Here is a 21,616-nt window from a genome sequence, read left to right as displayed (position 1 = left end):
GGCGGAGCCCTTATGCCGATGATCGAAAGCCGCTGGGCCGACAGTCAACTGATCGGCACCCGTGTGCGTTCGGTGTGGCAGTGGCAGCTGATCTTCACCTTCAGCGTCGTGGCCATCACCGTCGCCGTGGGCGTCCTCGACGTCAGCCTCCTCGCGACCCCGGGGTACCTCTTCGGCATCCTCGTCGTCGTGATCGCCTCGATCACGACCCTCGTCACGCCGTGGGCGCGCACCTCGAAGCACTCCGCCTTCGTGCTGCCGCTCGTCGACATCGTCGCCATCGGGTTCCTGAGCCTCAGCCAGCCGAGCCTCGGCTACCTGTGGGTGTTCCCGATCGCGTGGATCGCGACGTACTACGGCACCATCGAGATCGTCGCCTCGCTGAGCGCGGTCGCGCTCATGAACCTCGCCGACCCGTCCCACTGGGACTTCTCGGCCGCTGTGCTCGTCGACCTGCTGATCATCCTGCTGGCGTTGGCGTTCCTCGCGATCACCATCTCGGTCGGCTCCCAGCGCACCCGCGCGTTCCGCGACCTCGCGCGCAATCAGGCCCGCCGTCTGTCCACCACGGTCCACCGCGTCCAGTCCGCCGAACAGCGCGTGAACGCGGTCTTCGACTCCATCTCCGTCGCCCTCGCACGGGTCGCCCCCGGGGGCGAGATCGTCTCGGCGAACGCCGCCTACCGGTCGCTCTACTCCCTCGACACGCAGGATCTACGGTTTCCCGTCGGCGGCGCCGTCGAGTACACCGGCTACCGTGGCCGCGCCCTGGCCCCCTCCGAGACCGCGATCGCCCGCGCCGGTCGCGGCGAGACCGTCTCGGGTGAGAGGCTGTGGCTCTTCGACCGCACCGGCACCTGGCGCGCCCTCGGGCTCTCGATCCGCCCCGCCGGCGCGAACTCCCTGGGAGAGGAGACCTTCGTCGTCGAGCTCGAAGACCTCACAGCGGTCGCCGACGCCCAGCGCGAGCGCCCCCACGTCACCCGGGTCGTCGCGCACGAGCTGCGCAACCCGCTGACCGCGATCCTCGGGCACGCCGACCTCCTCCTCGAAGGCGACCCGCTGACCCCCGCGCAGCGCGACCACGTCGACGTCATCGAGTCCGCGAGCGAGCGCATGCTCACCCTCATCCAGGGCCTGCTGACGCAGTCGACGGATGCCGACGACCCCCGCGCGCGCTTCGACGTCGCCCAGCTGGTCACCGCATCGATCGAGGCGTTCGAGCCGGCGGCATCCGCCTCCGCCCTGACGATCGATGCCGTCGTGGCGGGCCCGATCGAGGTCGACGGCGACGAGTTCCGCCTGCGGCAGGTCATCGACAACATCATCAGCAATGCGATCAAGTACAGCGACCGGGGAACGCTCCGCGTCGTGGCCGCCGTCGATGAGGACGGCTGGGGCGCCGTGACCGTCGCCGACGAGGGCATCGGCATGTCGCCCGACGACGTCGAGCGGGTGTTCACCCCGTACTTCCGCGCGCAGACCGTGCAGGAAGGCGGCGTGCCGGGCACCGGGCTCGGCATGGGCATCGCACGCGAGATCGTCGAAAGCCACGGGGGTAGCATCACGGTGGAGAGCGCTCTCGGACACGGGACGACCGTCACGGTCCGTCTGCCCGCCGCAGATCGCGAAGAGGCAGGCCGCGAAGAGGGGGACGAGCGATGACGCACATCGATGTGACGATCGTCCTCGTCGCGATCGCCACCACCTGCACGATCATGATGATCGGCCTCGGCTTCCTGCCTTTCCCCGGGCGCGCGGCATCCATCTGGTCGGCGGGCTTCGCCCTGGCGATGCTCAGCTGCTACCTGCTCGTCGCGGCCGACCAGATCGGTTCCGAGCCGCTGCGGGGAGCGGCGCACGGGCCGATCCTGTGCGCCGCCGCCTACACATGGGTCGGCCTGCGTGCGCGACGTGGGCGCGAGCCGATCATGCTGATTCCGACGATCGTCGTGTTCAGCGCCTTCACCATCGCCTTGGGACTCGCCGCGGAGACCCCCGTCTACGGTCCCCTCTTCCGCCTCGCCTTCTTCATGGCGGCCGTGACCGGAGGGTTGACCGCGTGGGAGCTGCTGAGGCTTCGTCAGGCCGAGAGGGAGATGGCACTGCCTCTGCTCGTCGTCTCGTTCGGCTTCGTGGGCCTGGCCGTCGTCGTCGCGGTCGACGGCGTGATGCGGCTCGCTCGGGGCGCGATCGGCCAGACCGAGTCCGATATGAGGGACCTCTACGACATCAACGAACTCGTCGCCCTGCTCTACTTCGTCTGCGCGCTCGTCACGCTGCTCTACCTCGTGCGCCGCGGCGCACCGAAACCCGAGCACCAGCAGACGGTCGACTTCTTCAGCATCGCGCGCGACCGCCTCTCGCGCGCGAAGAAGGCCGACGATCGTTGGTGGTCGCTGATCGATGTGCGCCTCGACGACCCGACCGAGCTCCTCGAGGCCTCGAGCGGCCGGGCCTTCCAGCGCATCTCCGCGCGCTTCGTGAGCGACATCCGCGACGTCATGCCGCCCGAGGCCGACGTCCATGTCGTGTCGCCGACGCAGGTCCTCGTCCTCCTGCCGCGCCCCGACACGGCCGTGCGGGGCTACTTGTCCCGACTGCTCGAGCAGATCGGCACGCTCACCGACCAGTCGTCCGTCCCCATCCGCCTTTCTGCGAGCATCGGGGTCGCAGCGGCACCGCTCGCCGACTACGACCTCGACAAGCTCTGCGCCGCGGCGGCCGACGCCGCCGCGCACGCGCAGGTCTCGGGCGGCGACAGGTGGGAGCGCGCGGTGTTCGCGCCCTGATCTCCGATCCCCGACACCTGTCCGTCGCGGCGTCACCGTAGGATCATGCCGATGCCCGAGACTTTCCTCCCTCCCGCCGCCCGCACCGCCGGCCGCGTCGTCGTCTGGGTCCTCGGGCTCGCGCTCCTGCTGCTCGTCTTCGCGATCGGCTGGCTCGGGGTGCGCGGCTACCTCGCCTACTGGCACCTCTCGGCCGCGCAGCAGAAGGCGCCCGCGATCGCCAAGGACATCGACAACCTGAGCGCCGCACGTGCCGCCCTCGACGACCTCGCCGAGGACACGTCGAACGCCCGGTCGCTGACGTCCGACCCCATCTGGCAAGGCGCCGAGGGAGTGCCGTGGATCGGGCCGCAGCTGGCCGCCGTCGCCGATGTCGCTGAGGCGGTGGACGACGTCGTGGACGGCACGGCCCGTCCGATCGCCTCGGTGGCCGGCGGCTTCGGCGTGACAGCATTCGTCCCCGTCGACGGACGCATCGACACAGCCGTCTTCTCGGCGCTCGCCGACCCCGCAGCGAAGGCGGCGAAGGTCGCGGCATCCGCTCGCGACGACGTCGCATCGATCGACCGCACTCCCCTCGTCACCCCCATCGCGGATGCCGTCGACAAGCTCGGCGGGCTGCTGTCGGAGGTCGCCTCGGGGACCGACGCCCTCGCGCGCGCCAGCGCCCTGCTGCCGTCGATGCTCGGCGCGGATGGCCCCCGCACCCACCTGCTGCTCGTGCAGAACAACTCCGAATGGCGGACGCTCGGCGGGATCGTCGGGTCGATGACCCCCATTGTCGCGAAGGACGGAGCGCTCGCCCTGGGCGAGCAGATCCAGGCCCGCGGCATCCCGTCCTACCCGGACTCCGTGCTCGATCTCGGCGACTACCGCACGATCTACAACGCCAAGCCCGGCCGCTTCCTGCAGAACATCACGCAGGTACCCGACTTCCGCCTGACGTCCCAGCTCGCGACGGAGTTCGCGAAACGCAACGGTGTGACGGCCGACGGCGTCATGTCCATCGACCCCGTGGCGCTGTCGTATCTGCTGAAGGCCACGGGACCGGTGACCCTCCCGACGGGCGACGTGCTCACGAGTGAGAACGCGGCGGGTTTCCTCCTCAACGAGGTGTACATCCGCTACCCGGATGCCGACCAGCAGGACCTGGTGTTCTCGGCCGCCGCCGGCGCCGTCTTCACCGCCCTCACGAAGGGCGACGTGAACCCCGGTGCCCTCATCACCGCGCTCGGCCGCGCGGGCTCCGAGCACCGCCTCTACCTGTGGAGCGCGAAGAAAGCGGACGAGGCCGTCCTCGCCGGCACGACGCTGGCTGGCGAGCCGGTGCAGAGCACCGCCGACACGGCGCGCCTGGGCGTCTACTTCAACGACGGCACGGGCTCGAAGATGGACTACTACGTGACACCCGACGTGCAGCTGAGCTGGTCGGGCTGCGGCACCGGCGCGACACCGCGGACGCTCTCGCTGCAGGTCACGCTGACCAACACCGTTCCCGCCGACGCGGCGACATCGCTGCCCGAGTACATCACCGGCAGCGGCGTCTACGGAGTCCCCGAGGGCATCGCCCGCGTCGTCGGCGAGGTCTACCTGCCCGCGGGCTTCGCGATCGGACCCTCCACCACCTCGACGGGCGCCGGCTTCGGCGGTGCCATGATCGACGGCCGCCAGGTGCTCTCATACACGTTCGACCTCAAGCCGGGCGAGACCGAGTCGGTGAGCATCGACGTCGTCGCCGACACCGACATCCGAAAGGCTGAGGCGTGGGTCACCCCGACGGCCGACGCGTCGCGGTCGCCGATCGTCGACGCGTCGTGCGACCCGACCGGGTCTGACCTCAGCCTCCGCTGAGCCGGGCGTTGCGCAAACGTCATCGGGCAGAAACCCCAGGTCGGAACGCCTCAGTTACACTCGGGTAAGTACCCGGCCCGAAAGCAGCACCCCATGCGCCGTTCCCCCCGCGCCCTTCTGACCGTCCTCTTCATCGTCACGATGGCTTTCGGCGCGCCCGCCGTCGCGAATGCGTCGACCATCTACCCGCCGGTCGACGCCTGTTCGTCGGATGCCGCCGGTGCCGGCGCGGGCGACACCATCACCTTCGAGTGCGACTCGACCACCTTCGGCGCGAACGAGACCGTCACCGTCACCGTGACCGGTGAGAACGGCGCCGCGGCGACCTTCGCACTCGTCCGCACCGCCGTCTCGACGGCGAGCGCGCAGTTCACCTCCGACGCGTCGGGGGCTCTGCCCGCGATCCGCATCACCCTGCCCTCCGATGCGCGCGGTGTCTACAACATCGCCGCCGTCTCAGCGACCTCCGCCGGCGGCACCTCGAGCGCCGTCATCGACACAAGCGACAGCAGCGACCCGCTCGTGCGCGCCGGGTTCAACGGCAACCAGCTCATGGGCCTGTGGATCGGAGCCGGCGCGCTCATCGCCGCCGGAGCCGTCGTGCTCATCGCGGCGGCCGTCCGCCGTCACCGCAACCGCACCGACGACTGAGTCAGGCGGCGTTCGGCTTCTTCGGCTGGATCGGCTTCGCCGTCACCAGAATCGGAAGGTGATCGCTCGCGCCCTGCGGGAGCGTCCGCACCTGCTCGATCTCGAAACCGCTCGAGGTCGCGAAGTCGTAGTACCCCTTGAAGAACTTGTAGCGCGTGTAGGTGCGCGCGTCGCTGAGGCTCAACTCGTAGCCGCTCTCACGGATCACCTGGCTCAGGTTCTCCTTGAACACGGGGTAGTTGAAATCCCCGACCATGAGGATCGGCGCGCCCTTGCCGAGCGTCGACAGCTCCTTCAGCGCCGCGCGGATCTGATGCCGGCGCAGCGAGTTCAGCGCCGTCAGCGGAGCCGCGTGGAACGACGAGACGATGAAGTCGGTGCCGGAATCGATGTCGTGCAGGTTGAGCCCCAGCATCCGCTCGTCCGCCGGCTTCAAGACGATGTCGTGCAGCGACTTCTTGAGCGAGAAGGTCTTGCTCGCACCCGCGCGGAAGCCGTTCTCGCGGTAGTAGATCGCCAAGCCCAGGCGGTTCGACCTCGTGGCGTCGGCGAGGACGAGACCGCCGATGCGCTCGGGCATGTCGGTCGTGTCCACCTCCTGCAGGCACAGCACGTCGACGTCGTAGCGGCCCACCAGCTCGGTGAGTTCGCCCGCGGCGGCGTGCTTGCGCAGGTTGTAAGAGACGACGGTGATCATCGATGTTCAGCCTATGACTAGAGTTCAAGAGTGGCTCCCAGGAAGCTGCGGATGCCGCCGGCCCGCGTACTCGTCCCCGTGGCGATCATCGTGGTCCTCGTCTTGGTTCTGGTGCTCATCGGAGTGATCGGAGGCGCGGTGACCCGAGGCATCCAGGCCCTCACCGCTCAACCTCCCCACCTGGGGACGACCGTCATCGCGCCGTCGCAGGCGAAAGCCGCCGCGGCCGCGCGCGACCTCGCCGGTGACGAGAAGGATGCCGCCGACTACCTGGCCGCGCAGCCCACCGCCTACTGGCTGACCCCCGAGCAGGACCCGATCGGCACCGCCGGCGGCACCGTGCTCGACCTCATCTCGCAGGCACGCGACCAGGGTCGCTCCGTCGCCCTGGTGGTCTACGGCCTGCCCGGCCGCGACTGCGGCAACCACTCCGCCGGCGGACTGTCGGAACAGGACTACCCGGTGTGGCTGCGGGAGATCGGCGCGGCCCTCGACACGGCTCCCGAGGTGCAGAAGATCGTCGTGCTCGAACCCGACAGCATCGCCCTGGCTGAGGAGTGCGGCAACATCGCCGAACGCGCCCGCCAGCTGAGCACCGCTGTCGACGAGATCACCTCGGCGGGCACCTGGATCTACATCGACGGCGGGCACAGCAACTGGCTTCCGCCGCAGGAGATGGCCGACCTGATCCGCCAGACCGGTGTGATCGACCGGGTGCGCGGGTTCGCGACGAACGTGTCGAACTATCAGGCATCCGCTGACGAATTCGCCTACGCCGGATCGCTGTCGGCCCTCCTCGGCGGCGCGCACGCGATCGTCGACACCTCGCGCAACGGCGAGGCGACGTCGAACGGCGAATGGTGCAACCCGCCGGGCCAGCGGGTCGGCGAACCGGGCGGCACGTTCCACGACGGCGTGGTCGATACGAACCTCTGGATCAAGCCGGCCGGTGAGAGCGACGGCGAGTGCAACGGCGGGCCCGCCGCCGGCGTGTACTGGCCGCAGGCGGGCGTCGAGCTGACCGACGGCGTGCGGTGAGTCCCGAACGCGGGTCCGCGCCCTGTGTAGCATGAGGACCGACTTTCACACCGGGACGGGGGGCAGAGAACGATGAGCGATTCGATGTCTATGCATAAGACAGCGGTCATCGTCGAGGACGACCCCGACATCCGCCACCTCATCGTGGAGGTCCTCGAAGCCGCCGGTTTCTCGACCGTCTCGGTCGGCAACGGCATCGACGGCGTGCGCGCCGTGCTGTCGTACCAGCCGCTCATCACGACGCTCGACGTGAACATGCCCGGCATCGACGGGTTCGAGGCGGCCCGCCGCATCCGTGCGCAGAGCGACACCTACATCATCATGATCACCGGCCTCGAAGAAGAGGCCGACGTCGTCCTCGGTCTCGGCGCCGGCGCCGACGAGTACGTCGTGAAGCCCTTCCGCCCGCGCGAGCTGCGCGCCCGCGTCGAGTCGCTGCTGCGACGTCCCCGCGCGACCGGCTCGTCGGCTGCCGCCGCTCCCCGACAGGATGCCGCCGGCCCCTCCTTCCCCGGAGCACGCCCCGCCGCGCAGCCGCAGTTCGACGCCGCCCCGACCTCGCCCGTCTTCGACGAGCGCATCATGACGCCCGTCTACACCGACCCGCAGCAGCCCCAGCCGGGTGCCGCCGTCGTCGTCCCGCAGACGAACGGCCCCCAGTACGGTGCGCCCCCGTACGGCGCCCCGCAGCAGGGGATGCCGCCCCAGGGCATGCCGCCGCAGGGCGGTCACCCGGGCACCGCGGTGGCCCCGGCATCCGCCACCCCTCCTGTGGGAGGGCCGGGGTGGACCGTGCACCGCGACCTGGCCGTGCACGCCGAGCATCGCATGGTCCTCGTCGCCGGCCGGGAGCTCACCCTCACGCGCACCGAGTTCGACCTGCTGTCGACACTCATGGAATCCAAGCGTCGCGTCCGCAGCAAGGCCGACCTGACCCTCGTTCTGCGCGGGGAGTCCTACGTCACGAGCTACTTCGTCGGCGAGGCCGACAAGCGCGCGATCGAGGCGCACATGACGAACCTGCGCCGCAAGCTCGGCGACAACCCGAACAACCCCCGCTACATCGAGACCGTCCGCGGGGTCGGCTACCGCCTCACCTCCGAAACCGTCGCCAGCGCCTAACCCGGGCGCCGCTCGCGCGGCTGCGTGGCGCGGGTGGTGCGGCCCGGCGTGTACGGATGCAATAGATCCGGCACGACACCCGGCATCCTCAGGCCCATCCCCGGCGTGTCGCCGCAGATCCCTTGCATCCGTGAACACCCCGGCGCGAGCGTCTGGGCCCGGCGCCGGGTCACCACCCGCCGGGCGGGCGGATGCCGCGAGCGCGACGGCTCCGCGCCAACCCCTGCGCGCTGTTCACGGATGCAATGGATGCCGGGCGACACCCGGCATCCCCACCTCAGACACCGGCGTGCTGCGGCGAAACCATTGCATCCGCGCACACCCGCAGGCGAGGGGTCAGACCTTGAAGCCCTGGTGACGCTGGAACAGCTTGATCGCCATTGTGAGGGTCTGCAGGACGGTGACGACACCGACGATCGGCCAGCCGACCCACAGGATCGCCGACTGCGTCACCGGGTCGAGCAGGTTCCAGATGACGGCGATCGCGATCGCGACGATGCCGAAGATGATGAACGGCGTCCAGTGGCCGAAGCTCACGCCGCCCTTCTCGGCTCGCGCCTGCAGGGCCCAGTTGTCGACCTTCTTCTTCGAGAGGAAGCGGGTCCACGATCGGATGAAGTGGCTGATGCGGATCCACATGAAGATCTCGGCCGGGAACAGCAGCACCGCGAACGCGATGTCGCGTCCGTTCGCCTTCTGCATCGACCGGGCCATGCGGAAGTTCAGCCCTGCGGCCACGAGGGGCGGGAGCAGCCACCACGGCGAGAAGACGAAGGCGTTGATCGACAGCGACGCGATGAGCAGCGTGATGAACGCGACGCGCACGAAGAAGTTCGTCAGCATCGAGAACTGCTCGAACCACCGCAGGCGCAGGTTCGGGTGGAAGGGCTGACCCTTCGTGTCACCGCGCTGGCCGGGCCACATGAGCTCGATCGCACCGTAGGTCCACTTGACCTGCTGGGCGTCGTAGCCCTTGAGCGTGGTCATGCCACCGACATCCGCCCGGGCGAACGGGCTGATCTTGGTGAGGTAGCCAGCCGACTTGATCTGCAGCGAGAGCAGCGAGTCCTCGACCTCGGAGTCCTTGACCCACGGGGAGTTCTGGTGGTTCTCCTTCATGATGTCGCGGAGCGCGGTGGTCGAGAAGATCGAGAACTGTCCGCCGAGCACGGCCATGTTGCGACCGCGCAGCAGGTTCTGCATGTTGAACGCGGCGAACTGCGTGCGCTGACCGGCGATCAGCCACTTGGCGATGAATCCCTTGATCGGCCGGTCGTCGATCGTGTAGATCGCGGAGATCCCGCCGATGCGGGAGTCGGCCACGGCCTCGTTCTCTAGGTACTCGACGGCGCGGCGGTCGGCGGTCGTGTCGCCGTCGACACCGAGCAGGTAGTCGTAGCCCTCGACGAGCGCGTAGCCGTAGTTGAGCGCGCCGACCTTCTTGTCGGGGTTCTTGCCGATGTCGTGGACGAACACTTCGGTGAACTGCAGCCCGAGCTCGGTCTCGACCTCGTGCGGTCCCGAGAACTCGGACGCGATCTTCACTGTGTCGTCCGAGGTGTTGTTGACGACGATGTGGATGACGTCGGGCACGCGGCTCTGCTCGAGGAGGGAGCGGATGACGTCGGCGATCGACTCGGCCTCGTTGTAGGCCGGGACGATGCATCCGATCGTCGAGCGGTGGACCGAGGAGTTCTCGAGCACGGAGGAGAAGTCGTCGGCGAACTCGTCGACGGGGACGATCTCGCCCGGACCGCTCGGAGCACCCCCGAAGCCGGCGTGCTCGGGAGCCGCCTGCCACGAACCCTGCGACGCGGCATCCTGCCATGCTCCCGCAGGCTGCTGCCACTGCTGCTCAGCCGGCTGCGGCCACTGCTGAGCCGGCTGCCACTGCTGCGCGGCCGGCTGGTGCGGCGCTGCGGGCTGCTGCTGCCCCTGCGCGGCGGGCCACGCCTGCTGCTGCCACGGGGACCCCTCCGGAGCGTTCTGACCGGGCCACGCGCCGACAGGCGGCTGCGCGGGCTGCCAGCCCTGAGGGCCGGGGATGTACGGACTGGTCACGTCGGTTCCTCGAACTGGATTCACGGAGTGGTGGGACCGCCGGTGCCGCCGGTCGAAGTCCAACCGTCGGTACCCGTGGTTCCCTGAGTGGTGTCGTTCGACGACGTTCCGTCGGACGATCCCCCCGTGGATCCGTCGGTTCCTGTCTCACGAGGATAGATCGCAATGGGGATGACCGGGTAGACCGTCTGCTGCGCGAACGACTTGTCGTCGTTGGCGGTGCCCTCGACCCAGATGTCGAGCGCGAACTGCAGCGTGATCCCGTAGGTGTCCTGCGGCAGCTGGTTGATTGTCGTCTGGGGGACGAGCAGACCGCCCTGGTAGCTGTTGATGAGCAGGCCGCGCGCGGAGCGGAGCGTGTCGGTCGGCACGAGCGTGCGAGGGTCCGCACTGAACTGGAACGGCGAGCTCACCTGATTGGACGTCTGCGCCGTCTGCGAGCTGATCGTGACGTTCGACAGGAAGACGCGACGCTTCTGCTTGAGGACGGCCTTCTCATCGACCCGGGTGTCCTTGACGTTGACGGCGAAGCCGAACGTCTTCGGGTTGTCGGGATGCCACTCCTGGGTGCGCTTGGAATCGACGGCCCAGAAGTCGAGGACGATCTGCAGGCCGTCCGCGACCTCGTACGTCATCTGCACCGAGCCGTCGTAGCTGAACTGCGAGTCGAACGGCATGTCGGTCGTTCCGACCGCGGGCGTCGCGTTCGGTGCGGGCGTCGCCGCCGCATCACCGCTGGAACCCGAGACGGAGTTGAACGCCTCGACGATCTGAGCGCAGCCCGAGAGCGAGGCCGCTACCGCAGCAGCCAGCACGACGACGGCCAGCCGGCGGCGGGCGTGGGGACGGATGGGCATGCGCGAACCTCGTTCGAGTGAAGGGATGGAGGGCACCGGCGGCGGGGTTCGGGTCACCGCCGCCAGTGCCACGTCTTCACCGTACGGGCGCGGCGGCCCGCGGACTGCGGACTTCGCGAAGCCTCGCGGCGGCCTTTACCTGATCTTGAGGTTCTTGAGGTTGCGGCGCCGGGCGGGCCCCGGCGTCCGCCGACTCAGCCGTCGGTTCCGGATGCCGCCTGCGCTGCGATCGCGACCGTCACCGTGTCGGTGGCCGTCTGCTTGGCGTACTCGTCGGACTTCGGCTTGGTCTGCACGAGGAAGTCGAACGTGAACTGCAGGGTCACGTAGGTCGCACTCTCGGGGACCTGACCGACGTTGAACGTTTGCGAATAGCTGTAGGGCTTGAGCACCAGGTAGCCATTCTTGACGGTCGCCTCGTCGGTCTGCGGGTCGAGCGCCGGGAACGTCTCCGTGGCGTTGGCCGGGACGGCGAGCATGGTCGCCTTCTGCAGGTAGACCTTCTGGCCGTCGTTCGGCGTGATGGTCGTCACGAGAGACAGACTGACCGGCTTGACGGCGTTCGGCGTCCACCGGTCCATCCGCAACTCGGACCAGTAGTTGACGGCTGCCTTCACGGCGCCGGCCGTGAGGTCGCGTTGCGTCGAGCCGCTCGAGAGGTCGTTCTCGACGGGCGGTGCGACGACGACGGGAGCGGAGGATGACGGCGCGGGTGCGGACGCGGAGGGGGACGGGCTCTGCAGGGCCCAGGGCGACGGTCCGCAGCCGGACAGGGCGACAGCGGCACCGACGATCGCGGTGGCTGCGGCCAGACGCATGGTTCTCATCCGCATCATGACCCCTCCCCGCGGTCCCGTCAGTCTATGCGTGCATCGGCGGATCGGCCGCCGCGGGGCGTGTGACGAAGTGAGGCAGTGTTTACCAGACCGAAACCCTCTTACCTTGCCGATTCTGAGCGGTTCCTGGATACTGGCTATGTCCAACCAACGAGGGGCGGCCGGTTGGATTTTTTCTTGCCGTCCGAGCCTCGAACTCTCGACGACCGAAAGCAGTCACCATGAAGAACAAGATCAGCAAGGCATCGGCGGCTCTCGCCATCGCCGTCGCGGCGGTCTTCGCGGCACCGGCCGTCGCGAACGCCTACACTCCCGACCCCGTGGTCGTCTCCGCTCCCGGCGCTCTGGTTCCGGGCACTCCTGGCACGGTGTCGTTCACGGACTTCGCCGCCAATGAGGGTGTGACGTTCACGCTCCGGGGCGAAAACGCCTCCGGCGGCTCACTCGCTTTCGTCGCCTTCGTCGTGGACTCGACGTCCGTCACGAAGACGGCCGATGCCGAAGGCAACGCCTCGGTCGAGGTCACCCTCCCCGACAACGCGACCGGCTCCTACGAACTGACCGCAACCGGTCAGGAAAGTGGAACCGTGGCGTCGACGACCATCTCCGTCGCGGCGACCGGTAGCGGTGCAGGTGGCGAAGGCGGCGGCGGCGTCCTCCAGAACACCGGCTTCGACGGTGACGCTCTCCTCGGCCTCTGGGTCGGCGGCGGCGTGCTCGTCCTCGCCGGCGCGAGCATCGCGGTCGCCACGTCGGTGCGCCGCGCTCGTCGGGCATAAGGCTCTCGCGAACCAACGCAAAAGGAACTCCCCCCGGGTCACGGCCCGAGGGGAGTTCCTTTTTTGCCCGAGAGGCGACGATCACGCGTCAGGCGATCCGAGCTCCCGACGCGCCCGCGTCTGCTCGGCCCGCGCAGCGAGCAGATCGTGCGACGGATACCCGACCTCCGTCAGGGTCAGCCCGCGCGCGGCGAGCACCTTGACCTCGTTCGTGCGCTCGAGTTCGTCGCGGATCTCCGCGACCCGGCCGATCTCGATCCGCCCCTCGCCGACGGCGACGCAGGCCCCCACGAGCGCGCGCACCATGCTGTGGCAGAACGCGTCAGCTTTCACCGAGGCGATCAGTATGCCCGATGCGTCGCGGTGCCACCCGTACTCGAGGAGCGTCCGGATCGTCGTGGCCTCCTCGCGCGGCTTGCAGTAGGCGGCGAAGTCGTGGAGTCCGCGGAGGCTGCGGGCGGCGGCATCCATCGCGTCGACGTCGAGCTCGGCCGCGACCCACGTCGTGCGGCCCCGCTCGAGCGGATCGTAGCCCGTGACGCGGTCGGCGACGCGGTAGGCGTATCGGCGCCAGACGGCGGAGAACCGCGCGTCGAACCCCTCGGGAGCGACGTCGACGCGATGGACCGCGACGTCGGGGTACGGCCCCAGCACGCCGTTGATGCGGCCTGCCAGGGCGGCCGGCTCGGGACGTCGTCCCGACAGCAGCCGTCGCTCCTGCCCCGCGGTGAGGTCGAGATGGGCGACCTGCGCCGACGCGTGCACCCCGGCATCCGTTCGTCCTGCGACGACCAGGCGGGGATCGCCGCCGAGGATGCGCGCGATCGCGGCCTCGAGGGTGCCCTGCACGGTGCGGAGGTTCGGCTGGCGCGCCCAACCCCGGAAGTCGGTGCCGTCGTAGGCGAGGTCGATCCGCAGGCGCACGCTGCCAGCCTATCCGCGGCCGTCAGAGCGCCGCGTCGACCTCGGCCCGCGTGGGCGGGTTCGCGCCCTCGCGCGACACCGTGATGCCCGCCGTGAGGGCAGCGCGGCGGAGCGCCAGGTCGAGTGCCGCGGGGTCTCCGGCCAGCAGGTCCGGGTCGTCGACGAGGCTCGTGATGAGGCTCGCCATGAACGCGTCCCCGGCCCCGATCGTGTCGGCCACCTCGACCGCCATCGGAGGGACCTCCGACGACCCCGACGGACCGAGGGCGAGGGCCCCCTCCCCGCCGCGGGTCATCACGACGACGCCCGGGCCGAGAGCCGCGATCGTCTCCAGCACCCGGTCGGCGGGCATGCCGGGGTAGAGCGCCTCGGCATCCTCGTCGCTGAGCTTCACCAGGCTCGCGGCCGCGAACGCGCGCTCGGCGATCGGCCGCGGGTCGTCGCCCACGAGCGCGGGGCGGACGTTCGGGTCGACCGTCACGATCTTGCCGTCACGTCGCGCGGCCTCGAGGGTCGCGAGCGCGACCTCTCCCCCGGGCTGGAGGAACAGCGCGATCGACCCCGCATGGACGACGGATGCCGCCTCTGCCGCCGCCTCAGCCGCCTCGGCATCGAGGGCCCAGACGATGTCGAACTCGTACTCCGCCGACCCGTCGGGGCGCAACCGCGCCTTCGCGGTGGAGGTCGGGGCATCCGTCCACGACGCATCTTCGATCGCCGCGCCCGACGCCGTCACCTGCGCGGCGATGCGGCGGCCGCGGTCGTCGCGCCCGAGGCGCGTCAGGAGGCTCGCGGGCACGCCCTGTCGCGCGATGCCGACGGCGACGTTGGCGGGGCTGCCGCCGACGAACTCGACGTCGCCGCCGTCGCGCTCGACGATGTCGATCAGGGCCTCGCCGATGACGAGGACGGAGGTCGCGTGGGTCATGCCCTCACTTTCGCACGTCCCCCGCCGCCGCGCGTCACCGGACGACGGCGGTCACCGTCGGAAGGTGCGAGAGCAGCTCCTGGCTGATCGAACCGAGCAGGAAGCGAGCGAGAGCGCCCCGACCGTGAGTGCCGACGACGACCATGCGCGCATCCGCCGCGATACCGGCGAGCACGTGGGACGGGTGTCCCCGCTCCACCCGGCGGATGATGCGCAGGTCCGGGTAGCGCGCCGAGAGCCCCGCGAGCGACAACGCCAGGACCTCCTCGGTCGTGGACTGCATGTTCGCGAGGTAGAGGTCGGGGTAGACCTCCATCGCGTTCCGCGGTGTGTGCACCGGAGTCCAGACGCTGACCGTGATGAGGGGTTCGCCGAGACGGTCGGCCTCGGATGCCGCGAACTCGATCGCGTGCTCCGAGACGTCCGACCCGTCGACGCCGACCACCACGCCCATCCCCTCGCCGAGGTCCCGGTCGGGGATCACGACGACGGGGCACGCCGCGCCGGCTGCGATCCGGATGCCGTGGACCCCGCGCGCCGGGCCGGTGCCGGGGCCGCGGTAGTCGCTGCCGATCACGAGCATCGCCGCTCCCGACGACGCCTCGACGAGCTTCGTGACGGGGTTTCCCGACTCCACCCGCGTGGACACCGGGACACCGGCATCCGTCACGCGCCGCGCCTCTGCATCGAGCAGCTGCTGCGTCGCGGTCTGCGCCGCCCCGAGGACCTCTGCCTCGCCGATGGCGCCGATGGCTCCGCCGACGACCGCGAGGAGCTCGATGGACTGCCGTCGTCGCGCCGCCCGTTCGATCGCCCAGTCCACTGCCCGACGCGACACCGCCGCGCCCGTGACTCCGACGATGATGTTCCCCGCCATGATGGCCGTCCCTTCTTGGGAACGAGGCGCCAGCCGGATCGCGGTGACGTCTGCGGCGCTCGTCCGTGTCTCGGTGCTGCCAACCTATCCGCGAAGGCGCCGCGCCGGAAGAGACTCTCGGTCCTCAGCATGGCTCTTTAGACTGGATGCCGCCCTTCGCCGTCCGGCCCGTGATCGCCCTCCCCCGATGTCTGCCCCCGACATGAACCGACCCCCTTCCGCGCGCCTGTCAGGACTCGACGGACTCCGCGCCGTCGCCGTCCTGCTCGTCGTCGTCTACCACCTCTTCCCCGCGCTCCCGGCGGGGTTCCTCGGCGTCGACGTCTTCTTCGTGATCTCCGGATTCCTCATCACCACCCTCCTCGTCCGCGAGCACGAGGAGCACGGCCGGCTCCGCCTGTGGGACTTCTGGCGCCGCCGGGCTCGGCGCCTGCTCCCCGCGATCGGGGTCATGGTCCTCGTCTGCGCCTCCCTCGCCTGGATGGTCGGCGGCGACGTCCTCGTCGGGCTCGGCGCGCAGCTCGCGGGTGCGGCGACCTTCGCCTACAACTGGGTCGCGGTGGCTGCCGGGTCCTCCTACTTCGGCGGCGGATTCGATGCCTCCACCCCCGAACTGCTTCGGAACCTCTGGTCCCTCGCCGTGGAGGAGCAGTTCTACCTGCTTTGGCCGCTCGTCCTGCCGTTCGTCCTGCTGCTGCGGCGGGGCCGGGTCGCGATCGCGGTCGCTCTGGCCGCGGCATCCGCTCTGACAGCCGTCGCCCTCGCGAGCAGCGACGCCACGCGCGTCTACTACGGCACCGACACGCACGCCTTCGGGCTGCTCCTCGGCGTGACCCTCGCCTTCTTGCGCCCCTCCGAGCGCTCCCGCGGCGTCCCCGGCGTCGTGGGCGGGGCGGCAGTCGTCGGCGTCATCGGGCTCGCCTTCGTGACGCCCGGAAGGGGCGCGGAGACGTTCCCGGGGCTTCTCGTCGCGGCATCCGTTCTGACGGCAGTGGCCATCGCGGCCGCGGTGCGTCCCGCCTCGACGCTGGGGCGACTGCTCGACACCCCGCCGCTGCGGTGGATCGGGGAGCGCTCGTTCGGGATCTATCTGTGGCACTGGCCGCTCGTCGTCCTCCTCACCGTCGCGACGACCCGTACCTCCCCCGACGTCGCGGTGCCGGTCGAGGTCGCACTCCTTACCCTCGCCCTGACGGTGCTCGTAGCCGAGGTGTCGTACCGCTTCGTCGAGCAGCCCGTCCGGCGCCTCGGCTTCCGCGCCGCGCTGCGGTCGCTGACCCGAGCGTTCCGCGGCGGACCGATCCGGCGCCTCGCCGCGACCACCGCCGTCGCCGCGGGCCTGCTCGTGGTGGCGGGGACGACCGCCGCCGTCGCCGACGCTCCGCCCATGGCCTCGAGCGAGGCGGTCGTGCAGGACGGTCAGGCGGCGCTCGACGCGGACTCCGCGGGCGCGCAGCACGCGACCCTCCCCGGCGCCGCGATCCCGACCGACGATCCGATGCTCCGCCCCGAATGCCCCTCGGCGCACCTCGCCGACGACGACGGATTCTGCGTCGCCCCCGACGGCCGCCCCGCTCCCCCGGCGCCCGCCCGCGTCGCCGGAACCCGCGTCACCGCCGTCGGCGACTCCGTCATGCTCGCCTCCGCCAGAGGACTGCTCGACCGGATGCCGGGTGTCGCCATCGACGCCAAGGTCTCACGGTCGATGAGCGCCGGCGTCGCCATCGTCGACCGTCTCGCCGCCCGTGGCGAGTTGCGCGACTTCGTCGTCGTGGGACTCGGCACCAACGGGCCGGTCGACCCCGATGACCTGGCACGGCTGAAGAAGGATGTCGGCGCCGACCGCACGCTCGTCCTCGTCACCGCGCATGCGCCGCGGGACTGGATCCCCGGCGTCAACGACGAGCTGCGGGACTTCGCCGCCCGGACGCCGGGTGTCGCCGTCGCCGACTGGTCGAGCGCGATCAGCGACCATGAAGACCTGCTGGCGGGCGACGGCATCCACCCCGGCGCCACCGGAGGTGCGCGCTACGCCGCCGCGGTCGCCTCCACCATCGACGGTGTCGAGAACGGCCGCACAAAACTGCAGTACCGGCTCGAGCTCGCCCAGTGGGCCGTCGGCGACACCTTCCACCGCGCGCGCTGACCGCACCCGCGCCGACGCCGCAGCCCCGGCATCCGCTCGCCCGGTGACGACACGTGCACGGCGCAGGGGTACGAGAAAGGGCCCGCCCCGAAACGGGGGCGGGCCCTCGGATTCCCTCCGAAGAGGGAGCCTTACTTGGCCTCGTCGGCCTTCTCGTCCTCGGACGCGACGGCGTCCTCGGCGGTGGCTTCGGCAGCAGCGCCCTCCTCGGGCGACTCGGCACCGGCAGCGGCGTCCTCAGCGGGCGTCTCGACCTCGGTCTCCTCGACCGCGGGCTCCTCGGCAGCAGCCGGAGCGGTAGCGGCCGGAGCAGCCTTCTTGGTGGACTTCGCCTTCGGGGTGACGGGCTCGAGGACGAGCTCGATCACGGCCATGGGGGCGTTGTCACCCTTGCGGTTACCGACCTTCGTGATGCGGGTGTAGCCACCCTCACGCTCGGCGACCAGCGGGGCGATCTCGGCGAACAGCTCGTGCACGACGCTCTTGTCGCCGATGACCGAGAGGACGCGGCGGCGGGCGTGCAGGTCGCCGCGCTTGGCGAACGTCACCAGGCGCTCGGCGAACGGACGCAGGCGCTTGGCCTTGGTCTCGGTCGTGGTGATCGACTTGTGCGTGAACAGCGAAGCGGCGAGGTTCGCCAGCATCAGACGCTCGTGTGCGGGGCCGCCTCCGAGGCGGGCACCCTTCGTGGGCTTGGGCATGTCAATTACTCCTGGGAATGAAAGTCAGTCAAAAGGACCCGGCGAACCGAGATCCGATCAGACGGTCTCGTCGTCGTAGCCGCCGTAGAAGTGCGAGCCGTCGAACCCGGGGACCGAGTCCTTCAGCGACAGACCGAGCGAGACAAGCTTGTCCTTGACCTCGTCGACCGACTTCTGACCGAAGTTGCGGATGTTCATGAGCTGCGTCTCCGAGAGGGCGACGAGCTCGGACACCGTGTTAATGCCTTCGCGCTTGAGGCAGTTGTACGACCGGACCGACAGGTCGAGGTCCTCGATCGGCATCGAGAGCTCGTTGGTCAGGACCTCGGCGACCGGCGCGGGGCCGATCTCGATGCCCTCGGCCTCGACGTTCAGCTCGCGGGCGAGACCGAACAGCTCGACCAGCGTGCGACCGGCCGATGCGACGGCGTCGCGGGGGCTGATCGACGACTTGGTCTCGACGTCCAGGACGAGCTTGTCGAAGTCGGTGCGCTCACCGGCACGGGTGGCGTCGACGCGGTAGCTGACCTTGAGGACGGGCGAGTAGATCGAGTCGATCGGGATCTGACCGGCCTCGGCGTACTCGTTGCGGTTCTGCGTGGCCGAGACGTAGCCGCGGCCACGCTCGATCGTCAGCTCGAGCTCGAACTTCGCCGAGTCGTTGAGCGTCGCGATGACCAGGTCGGGGTTGTGGACCTCGACACCCGCCGGAGCGGAGATGTCTGCAGCCGTGACCTCGCCGGCACCCGTCTTGCGCAGGTACGCCGTGATGGGCTCGTCGCGCTCGCTCGACACCACGAGCTGCTTGATGTTCAGGATGATCTCGGTGACATCTTCCTTCACACCGGGGACCGTGCTGAACTCGTGCAGCACGCCGTCGATGCGGATGCTGGTGACCGCGGCACCGGGGATCGACGACAGCAGGCTGCGACGCAGCGCGTTGCCGATCGTGTAGCCGAAGCCGGGCTCCAGGGGCTCGATGACGAATCGGCTACGGAAGTCGCCGACCTTCTCCTCGGTCAGAGTGGGACGCTGTGCAATGAGCACTATGTGTTCCTTTCAATCACGTGACCGCTATATGACACGTGCAATTGGTGAAGTGTTGAGTTGTGTCCGGGATGCCGGGGCGCGACTCGCGTCGCCACCCCCGGCATCCGTCGAGGATCAGACGCGGCGGCGCTTCGGGGGACGGCAGCCGTTGTGGGCCTGGGGCGTGACGTCCTGGATCGAACCGACCTCGAGGCCGGCAGCGGTCAGCGAACGGATCGCGGTCTCGCGGCCCGAGCCGGGACCCTTGACGAAGACGTCGACCTTCTTGACGCCGTGCTCCTGCGCCTGACGCGCAGCGGACTCGGCGGCCATGCCGGCGGCGTACGGGGTCGACTTGCGCGAACCCTTGAAGCCGACGCCACCCGAGGAGGCCCAGCTGATGACCGCACCCGAGGGGTCGGTGATCGAAACGATCGTGTTGTTGAACGTCGACTTGATGTGGGCCTGGCCCAACGCGATGTTCTTCTTCTCCTTGCGGCGCGGCTTGCGCGCTGCGGACTTGGCCTGTGCCATGTGAGTGTTCTCCTAAACCTGTGGCGGCGGCGCTTTAGCGCGCCTTCTTCTTGCCGGCGACGGTGCGCTTGGGACCCTTGCGGGTACGCGCGTTGGTCTTCGTGCGCTGGCCGCGCACAGGCAGGCCGCGACGGTGGCGGATGCCCTCGTACGAGCCGATCTCGACCTTGCGGCGGATGTCAGCGGCGACCTCACGGCGGAGGTCACCTTCCACCTTGTAGGTGCCTTCGATGTGGTCGCGGAGAGCGACCAGCTGCTCGTCACTGAGGTCCTTGACGCGGATCGACTCGTCGATACCGGTCGAGGTGAGGATCTCGACGGAGCGGGTACGGCCGATGCCGTAGATGTAGGTGAGGGCGATCACCACGCGCTTGTCGCGCGGGATGTCAACGCCGGCAAGACGTGCCATGCGATGTCTCCTAGGAGTCGGTGGAGGTGTGGAGCAGGATCGGTGCCCGGGCCTCCGACCCGAGGTGTCCCCCGCTGAGCGGGTTCTGATCCTGCCGAGATGTATTCAGTTGTGAGCCTGCGGGCCGCGTAAGACGCGGCATCCCATCAGCCCTGGCGCTGCTTGTGACGCGGGTTCGACTTGCAGATGACCATGACGCGGCCGTGGCGGCGGATGACCTTGCAGTGGTCGCAGATGGGCTTGACGGAGGGGTTGACCTTCATGATGTTCCTGATTCGCTGTCTTCGCCGACGCTCTGACGAGCGCGGCGTTACTTCTCGACCGGTCTAGCGGTAGCGGTAGACGATGCGGCCGCGGGTCAGGTCGTAGGGCGACAGCTCCACGACCACGCGGTCTTCGGGGATGATGCGGATGTAGTTCTGCCGCATCTTGCCGGAGATCGTGGCCAGGACCTTGTGACCGTTGCTGAGCTCGACGCGGAACATCGCGTTCGGCAAAGCCTCGGAGATCACGCCCTCGATCTCGATGACACCGTCTTTCTTGGCCATACGCTCGCTTACAGTTGGCAGACCGGTCGGTCTGCGGTGAGTGGGGATTGTGGTGACACGCCGAAACAGGCGCAACGCACCAAAGATTTAGTGTACGTGATATCGGACCACCCCGCCACTCGGGCGCGTCACGCGCCGGGGGCTACCGGTCAGCGCGACGTGAGGTTGGCGACGATGTCCTTCTGAGCGTCGTAGGTGACCGGCACGATCTGGTCGTTGACCAGAAGCGTCGGCGTGCCGGTGGCGCCTTCGGGGAGCTCCTGCGACTGCGCGAAGCTCTTGTACTCGTGGTCCTTGATCGCCTTCTCGAGCTTCGCCGTCATCTCCACGCCGGAGTCCTTGGCGAGCGAGATCAGCTCGTCGTCGGTCAGGCCAGGGGTCTGCTCCTTGGGCTGGTTGTCGTACAGAGCCCGGAAGAACGCGTAGGCGTTGCCCGGGTCGGCCTCGGCGACGGCGTACATGGCGGATGCCGCACGGCTCGAGTACTCGGTGCCCTGCGAGAGACGGTCGAGGATCGTGACCGGGTGGACCTCGAGGGTGATGCTGCCGTCATCGACCAGGCCCGAGATGGTCTTGCCCTCTGCCTCTTCGAACTGACCGCAGTAAGGGCACATGAAGTCGACGTACGTCGACACCTTGTCGGGCCCCTTGCCGAAGGTGATCGCGCCGGTCTCCCGGTTGATGCCGCTGGCCGCGGGCACCGGACCCGGGTCGGTCGCGCGGGAGTTCAACACGGCGACGACGGCGACGAGGCCCACGAGGACGACCACCACCCCCACGCTGATCCAGATCGCGAACCAGTTGGTCTTGCGCGTGGCGGTGGCCATGAGCGTGTC

Annotated in this window: 22 protein-coding genes; 8 read left to right on the top strand and 14 right to left on the bottom strand. The window is 69.4% G+C overall.

Annotation, left to right across the window (positions count from 1 at the left end; genetic code table 11):
- Positions 1 to 18 precede the first annotated feature (18 nt).
- The 4 genes from BLR68_RS08195 to BLR68_RS08180 all read left to right on the top strand — a co-directional run bounded on the left by BLR68_RS08195 (position 19) and on the right by BLR68_RS08180 (position 5,294).
- Complete coding sequence (locus BLR68_RS08195) at positions 19 to 1,665, top strand: sensor histidine kinase (RefSeq protein WP_256335347.1); 1,647 nt, start codon at positions 19 to 21, stop codon at positions 1,663 to 1,665.
- Positions 1,662 to 2,792, top strand: coding sequence for a hypothetical protein (locus BLR68_RS08190; RefSeq protein ID WP_018187313.1), 1,131 nt, complete (start codon positions 1,662 to 1,664; stop codon positions 2,790 to 2,792). The genes BLR68_RS08195 and BLR68_RS08190 overlap by 4 nt, the downstream gene beginning before the upstream one ends.
- A 51-nt stretch (positions 2,793 to 2,843) precedes the next feature.
- On the top strand, positions 2,844 to 4,643 hold the full coding sequence (locus tag BLR68_RS08185) for a DUF4012 domain-containing protein (protein ID WP_018187314.1): 1,800 nt from the start codon (positions 2,844 to 2,846) through the stop codon (positions 4,641 to 4,643).
- 93 nt (positions 4,644 to 4,736) lie between these two features.
- The gene (locus tag BLR68_RS08180) at positions 4,737 to 5,294 is read left to right on the top strand and encodes a hypothetical protein (protein WP_018187315.1); all 558 of its coding nucleotides are present in this window, start codon (positions 4,737 to 4,739) and stop codon (positions 5,292 to 5,294) included.
- A 1-nt stretch (position 5,295) separates the two neighbouring features.
- On the opposite strand, the gene BLR68_RS08175 is transcribed toward BLR68_RS08180, so the two are convergent.
- Positions 5,296 to 5,991: an endonuclease/exonuclease/phosphatase family protein gene (locus tag BLR68_RS08175; RefSeq protein ID WP_018187316.1), complete on the bottom strand. Its 696-nt coding sequence runs from the start codon at positions 5,989 to 5,991 to the stop codon at positions 5,296 to 5,298.
- Positions 5,992 to 6,021: 30 nt separating this feature from the next.
- Between BLR68_RS08175 and BLR68_RS08170 the strand changes: the two genes are divergently transcribed.
- The gene (locus BLR68_RS08170) at positions 6,022 to 7,029 is read left to right on the top strand and encodes a glycoside hydrolase family 6 protein (RefSeq protein ID WP_256335346.1); all 1,008 of its coding nucleotides are present in this window, start codon (positions 6,022 to 6,024) and stop codon (positions 7,027 to 7,029) included.
- 90 nt (positions 7,030 to 7,119) lie between these two features.
- Entirely contained in the window at positions 7,120 to 8,151 is a 1,032-nt protein-coding gene (locus BLR68_RS08165; RefSeq protein WP_018187318.1) for a response regulator transcription factor, read from the top strand.
- 336 nt (positions 8,152 to 8,487) lie between these two features.
- Here the strand turns inward: BLR68_RS08165 and BLR68_RS08160 are convergent, their stop codons facing one another.
- The 3 genes from BLR68_RS08160 to BLR68_RS08150 form a co-directional block, all read right to left on the bottom strand.
- Positions 8,488 to 10,212, bottom strand: coding sequence for a glycosyltransferase family 2 protein (locus tag BLR68_RS08160; RefSeq protein WP_018187319.1), 1,725 nt, complete (start codon positions 10,210 to 10,212; stop codon positions 8,488 to 8,490).
- Between the two features lie 20 nt (positions 10,213 to 10,232).
- Positions 10,233 to 11,069 (bottom strand): hypothetical protein, encoded by an 837-nt coding sequence (locus tag BLR68_RS08155; RefSeq protein WP_018187320.1) that lies wholly within the window; start codon positions 11,067 to 11,069, stop codon positions 10,233 to 10,235.
- 194 nt (positions 11,070 to 11,263) lie between these two features.
- Positions 11,264 to 11,896: a hypothetical protein gene (locus tag BLR68_RS08150; protein ID WP_256335345.1), complete on the bottom strand. Its 633-nt coding sequence runs from the start codon at positions 11,894 to 11,896 to the stop codon at positions 11,264 to 11,266.
- A gap of 230 nt (positions 11,897 to 12,126) precedes the next feature.
- Here BLR68_RS08150 and BLR68_RS08145 point away from each other — a divergent pair, with 230 nt between their 5' ends.
- A complete protein-coding gene (locus BLR68_RS08145; RefSeq protein ID WP_018187322.1) occupies positions 12,127 to 12,684 on the top strand; it encodes a hypothetical protein in 558 nt (185 codons plus the stop codon).
- Between the two features lie 81 nt (positions 12,685 to 12,765).
- On the opposite strand, the gene truA is transcribed toward BLR68_RS08145, so the two are convergent.
- From truA to BLR68_RS08130, 3 genes are read right to left on the bottom strand one after another with little or no spacing between them, the layout of a single operon-like run.
- A complete protein-coding gene (gene truA, locus BLR68_RS08140; protein WP_018187323.1) occupies positions 12,766 to 13,608 on the bottom strand; it encodes a tRNA pseudouridine(38-40) synthase TruA in 843 nt (280 codons plus the stop codon).
- 22 nt (positions 13,609 to 13,630) lie between these two features.
- Positions 13,631 to 14,536, bottom strand: a complete 906-nt coding sequence (locus BLR68_RS08135; RefSeq protein WP_018187324.1) for a carbohydrate kinase family protein — start codon at positions 14,534 to 14,536, stop codon at positions 13,631 to 13,633.
- A gap of 34 nt (positions 14,537 to 14,570) precedes the next feature.
- Positions 14,571 to 15,413: a universal stress protein gene (locus BLR68_RS08130; protein ID WP_018187325.1), complete on the bottom strand. Its 843-nt coding sequence runs from the start codon at positions 15,411 to 15,413 to the stop codon at positions 14,571 to 14,573.
- A 202-nt stretch (positions 15,414 to 15,615) separates the two neighbouring features.
- Here BLR68_RS08130 and BLR68_RS08125 point away from each other — a divergent pair, with 202 nt between their 5' ends.
- A complete protein-coding gene (locus BLR68_RS08125; RefSeq protein ID WP_018187326.1) occupies positions 15,616 to 17,559 on the top strand; it encodes an acyltransferase family protein in 1,944 nt (647 codons plus the stop codon).
- A 131-nt stretch (positions 17,560 to 17,690) separates the two neighbouring features.
- On the opposite strand, the gene rplQ is transcribed toward BLR68_RS08125, so the two are convergent.
- The 7 genes from rplQ to BLR68_RS08090 all read right to left on the bottom strand — a co-directional run bounded on the left by rplQ (position 17,691) and on the right by BLR68_RS08090 (position 21,607).
- A complete protein-coding gene (rplQ, locus tag BLR68_RS08120; RefSeq protein WP_018187327.1) occupies positions 17,691 to 18,260 on the bottom strand; it encodes a 50S ribosomal protein L17 in 570 nt (189 codons plus the stop codon).
- 57 nt (positions 18,261 to 18,317) lie between these two features.
- The gene (locus tag BLR68_RS08115) at positions 18,318 to 19,307 is read right to left on the bottom strand and encodes a DNA-directed RNA polymerase subunit alpha (protein ID WP_018187328.1); all 990 of its coding nucleotides are present in this window, start codon (positions 19,305 to 19,307) and stop codon (positions 18,318 to 18,320) included.
- Positions 19,308 to 19,424: 117 nt separating this feature from the next.
- A complete protein-coding gene (gene rpsK / locus BLR68_RS08110) occupies positions 19,425 to 19,823 on the bottom strand; it encodes a 30S ribosomal protein S11 (RefSeq protein WP_018171470.1) in 399 nt (132 codons plus the stop codon).
- A 34-nt stretch (positions 19,824 to 19,857) separates the two neighbouring features.
- Positions 19,858 to 20,232: a 30S ribosomal protein S13 gene (gene rpsM / locus BLR68_RS08105; protein ID WP_018187329.1), complete on the bottom strand. Its 375-nt coding sequence runs from the start codon at positions 20,230 to 20,232 to the stop codon at positions 19,858 to 19,860.
- 146 nt (positions 20,233 to 20,378) lie between these two features.
- Positions 20,379 to 20,495 carry a 50S ribosomal protein L36 gene (gene rpmJ, locus BLR68_RS08100; protein ID WP_005050492.1) on the bottom strand — a complete coding sequence of 39 codons (117 nt, stop codon included), beginning with the start codon at positions 20,493 to 20,495 and terminating at the stop codon, positions 20,379 to 20,381.
- 63 nt (positions 20,496 to 20,558) lie between these two features.
- Positions 20,559 to 20,780, bottom strand: a complete 222-nt coding sequence (gene infA, locus BLR68_RS08095) for a translation initiation factor IF-1 (RefSeq protein ID WP_017201569.1) — start codon at positions 20,778 to 20,780, stop codon at positions 20,559 to 20,561.
- A 149-nt stretch (positions 20,781 to 20,929) separates the two neighbouring features.
- Positions 20,930 to 21,607, bottom strand: coding sequence for a DsbA family protein (locus BLR68_RS08090; RefSeq protein WP_018187330.1), 678 nt, complete (start codon positions 21,605 to 21,607; stop codon positions 20,930 to 20,932).
- Between the last annotated feature and the right edge of the window lie 9 nt (positions 21,608 to 21,616).

Source organism: Microbacterium sp. 77mftsu3.1 (assembly GCF_900100525.1).
Lineage (GTDB): Bacteria > Actinomycetota > Actinomycetes > Actinomycetales > Microbacteriaceae > Microbacterium > Microbacterium aquilitoris.
This window is presented reverse-complemented; position numbering and strand designations above follow the sequence as displayed.

Coding starts and splice junctions, on each gene's coding strand:
- BLR68_RS08125 (WP_018187326.1), top strand. CDS start 15,616: ATGAACCGACCCCCTTCCGCGCGCCTGTCAGGACTCGACGGACTCCGC.
- infA (WP_017201569.1), bottom strand. CDS start 20,780: ATGGCCAAGAAAGACGGTGTCATCGAGATCGAGGGCGTGATCTCCGAG.
- BLR68_RS08145 (WP_018187322.1), top strand. CDS start 12,127: ATGAAGAACAAGATCAGCAAGGCATCGGCGGCTCTCGCCATCGCCGTC.
- rpsM (WP_018187329.1), bottom strand. CDS start 20,232: ATGGCACGTCTTGCCGGCGTTGACATCCCGCGCGACAAGCGCGTGGTG.
- BLR68_RS08180 (WP_018187315.1), top strand. CDS start 4,737: ATGCGCCGTTCCCCCCGCGCCCTTCTGACCGTCCTCTTCATCGTCACG.
- BLR68_RS08090 (WP_018187330.1), bottom strand. CDS start 21,607: ATGGCCACCGCCACGCGCAAGACCAACTGGTTCGCGATCTGGATCAGC.
- rplQ (WP_018187327.1), bottom strand. CDS start 18,260: ATGCCCAAGCCCACGAAGGGTGCCCGCCTCGGAGGCGGCCCCGCACAC.
- BLR68_RS08130 (WP_018187325.1), bottom strand. CDS start 15,413: ATGGCGGGGAACATCATCGTCGGAGTCACGGGCGCGGCGGTGTCGCGT.
- BLR68_RS08150 (WP_256335345.1), bottom strand. CDS start 11,896: ATGAGAACCATGCGTCTGGCCGCAGCCACCGCGATCGTCGGTGCCGCT.
- BLR68_RS08135 (WP_018187324.1), bottom strand. CDS start 14,536: ATGACCCACGCGACCTCCGTCCTCGTCATCGGCGAGGCCCTGATCGAC.
- BLR68_RS08190 (WP_018187313.1), top strand. CDS start 1,662: ATGACGCACATCGATGTGACGATCGTCCTCGTCGCGATCGCCACCACC.
- BLR68_RS08155 (WP_018187320.1), bottom strand. CDS start 11,069: ATGCCCATCCGTCCCCACGCCCGCCGCCGGCTGGCCGTCGTCGTGCTG.
- BLR68_RS08185 (WP_018187314.1), top strand. CDS start 2,844: ATGCCCGAGACTTTCCTCCCTCCCGCCGCCCGCACCGCCGGCCGCGTC.
- rpmJ (WP_005050492.1), bottom strand. CDS start 20,495: ATGAAGGTCAACCCCTCCGTCAAGCCCATCTGCGACCACTGCAAGGTC.
- BLR68_RS08195 (WP_256335347.1), top strand. CDS start 19: ATGATCGAAAGCCGCTGGGCCGACAGTCAACTGATCGGCACCCGTGTG.
- BLR68_RS08175 (WP_018187316.1), bottom strand. CDS start 5,991: ATGATCACCGTCGTCTCTTACAACCTGCGCAAGCACGCCGCCGCGGGC.
- rpsK (WP_018171470.1), bottom strand. CDS start 19,823: ATGGCACAGGCCAAGTCCGCAGCGCGCAAGCCGCGCCGCAAGGAGAAG.
- BLR68_RS08165 (WP_018187318.1), top strand. CDS start 7,120: ATGCATAAGACAGCGGTCATCGTCGAGGACGACCCCGACATCCGCCAC.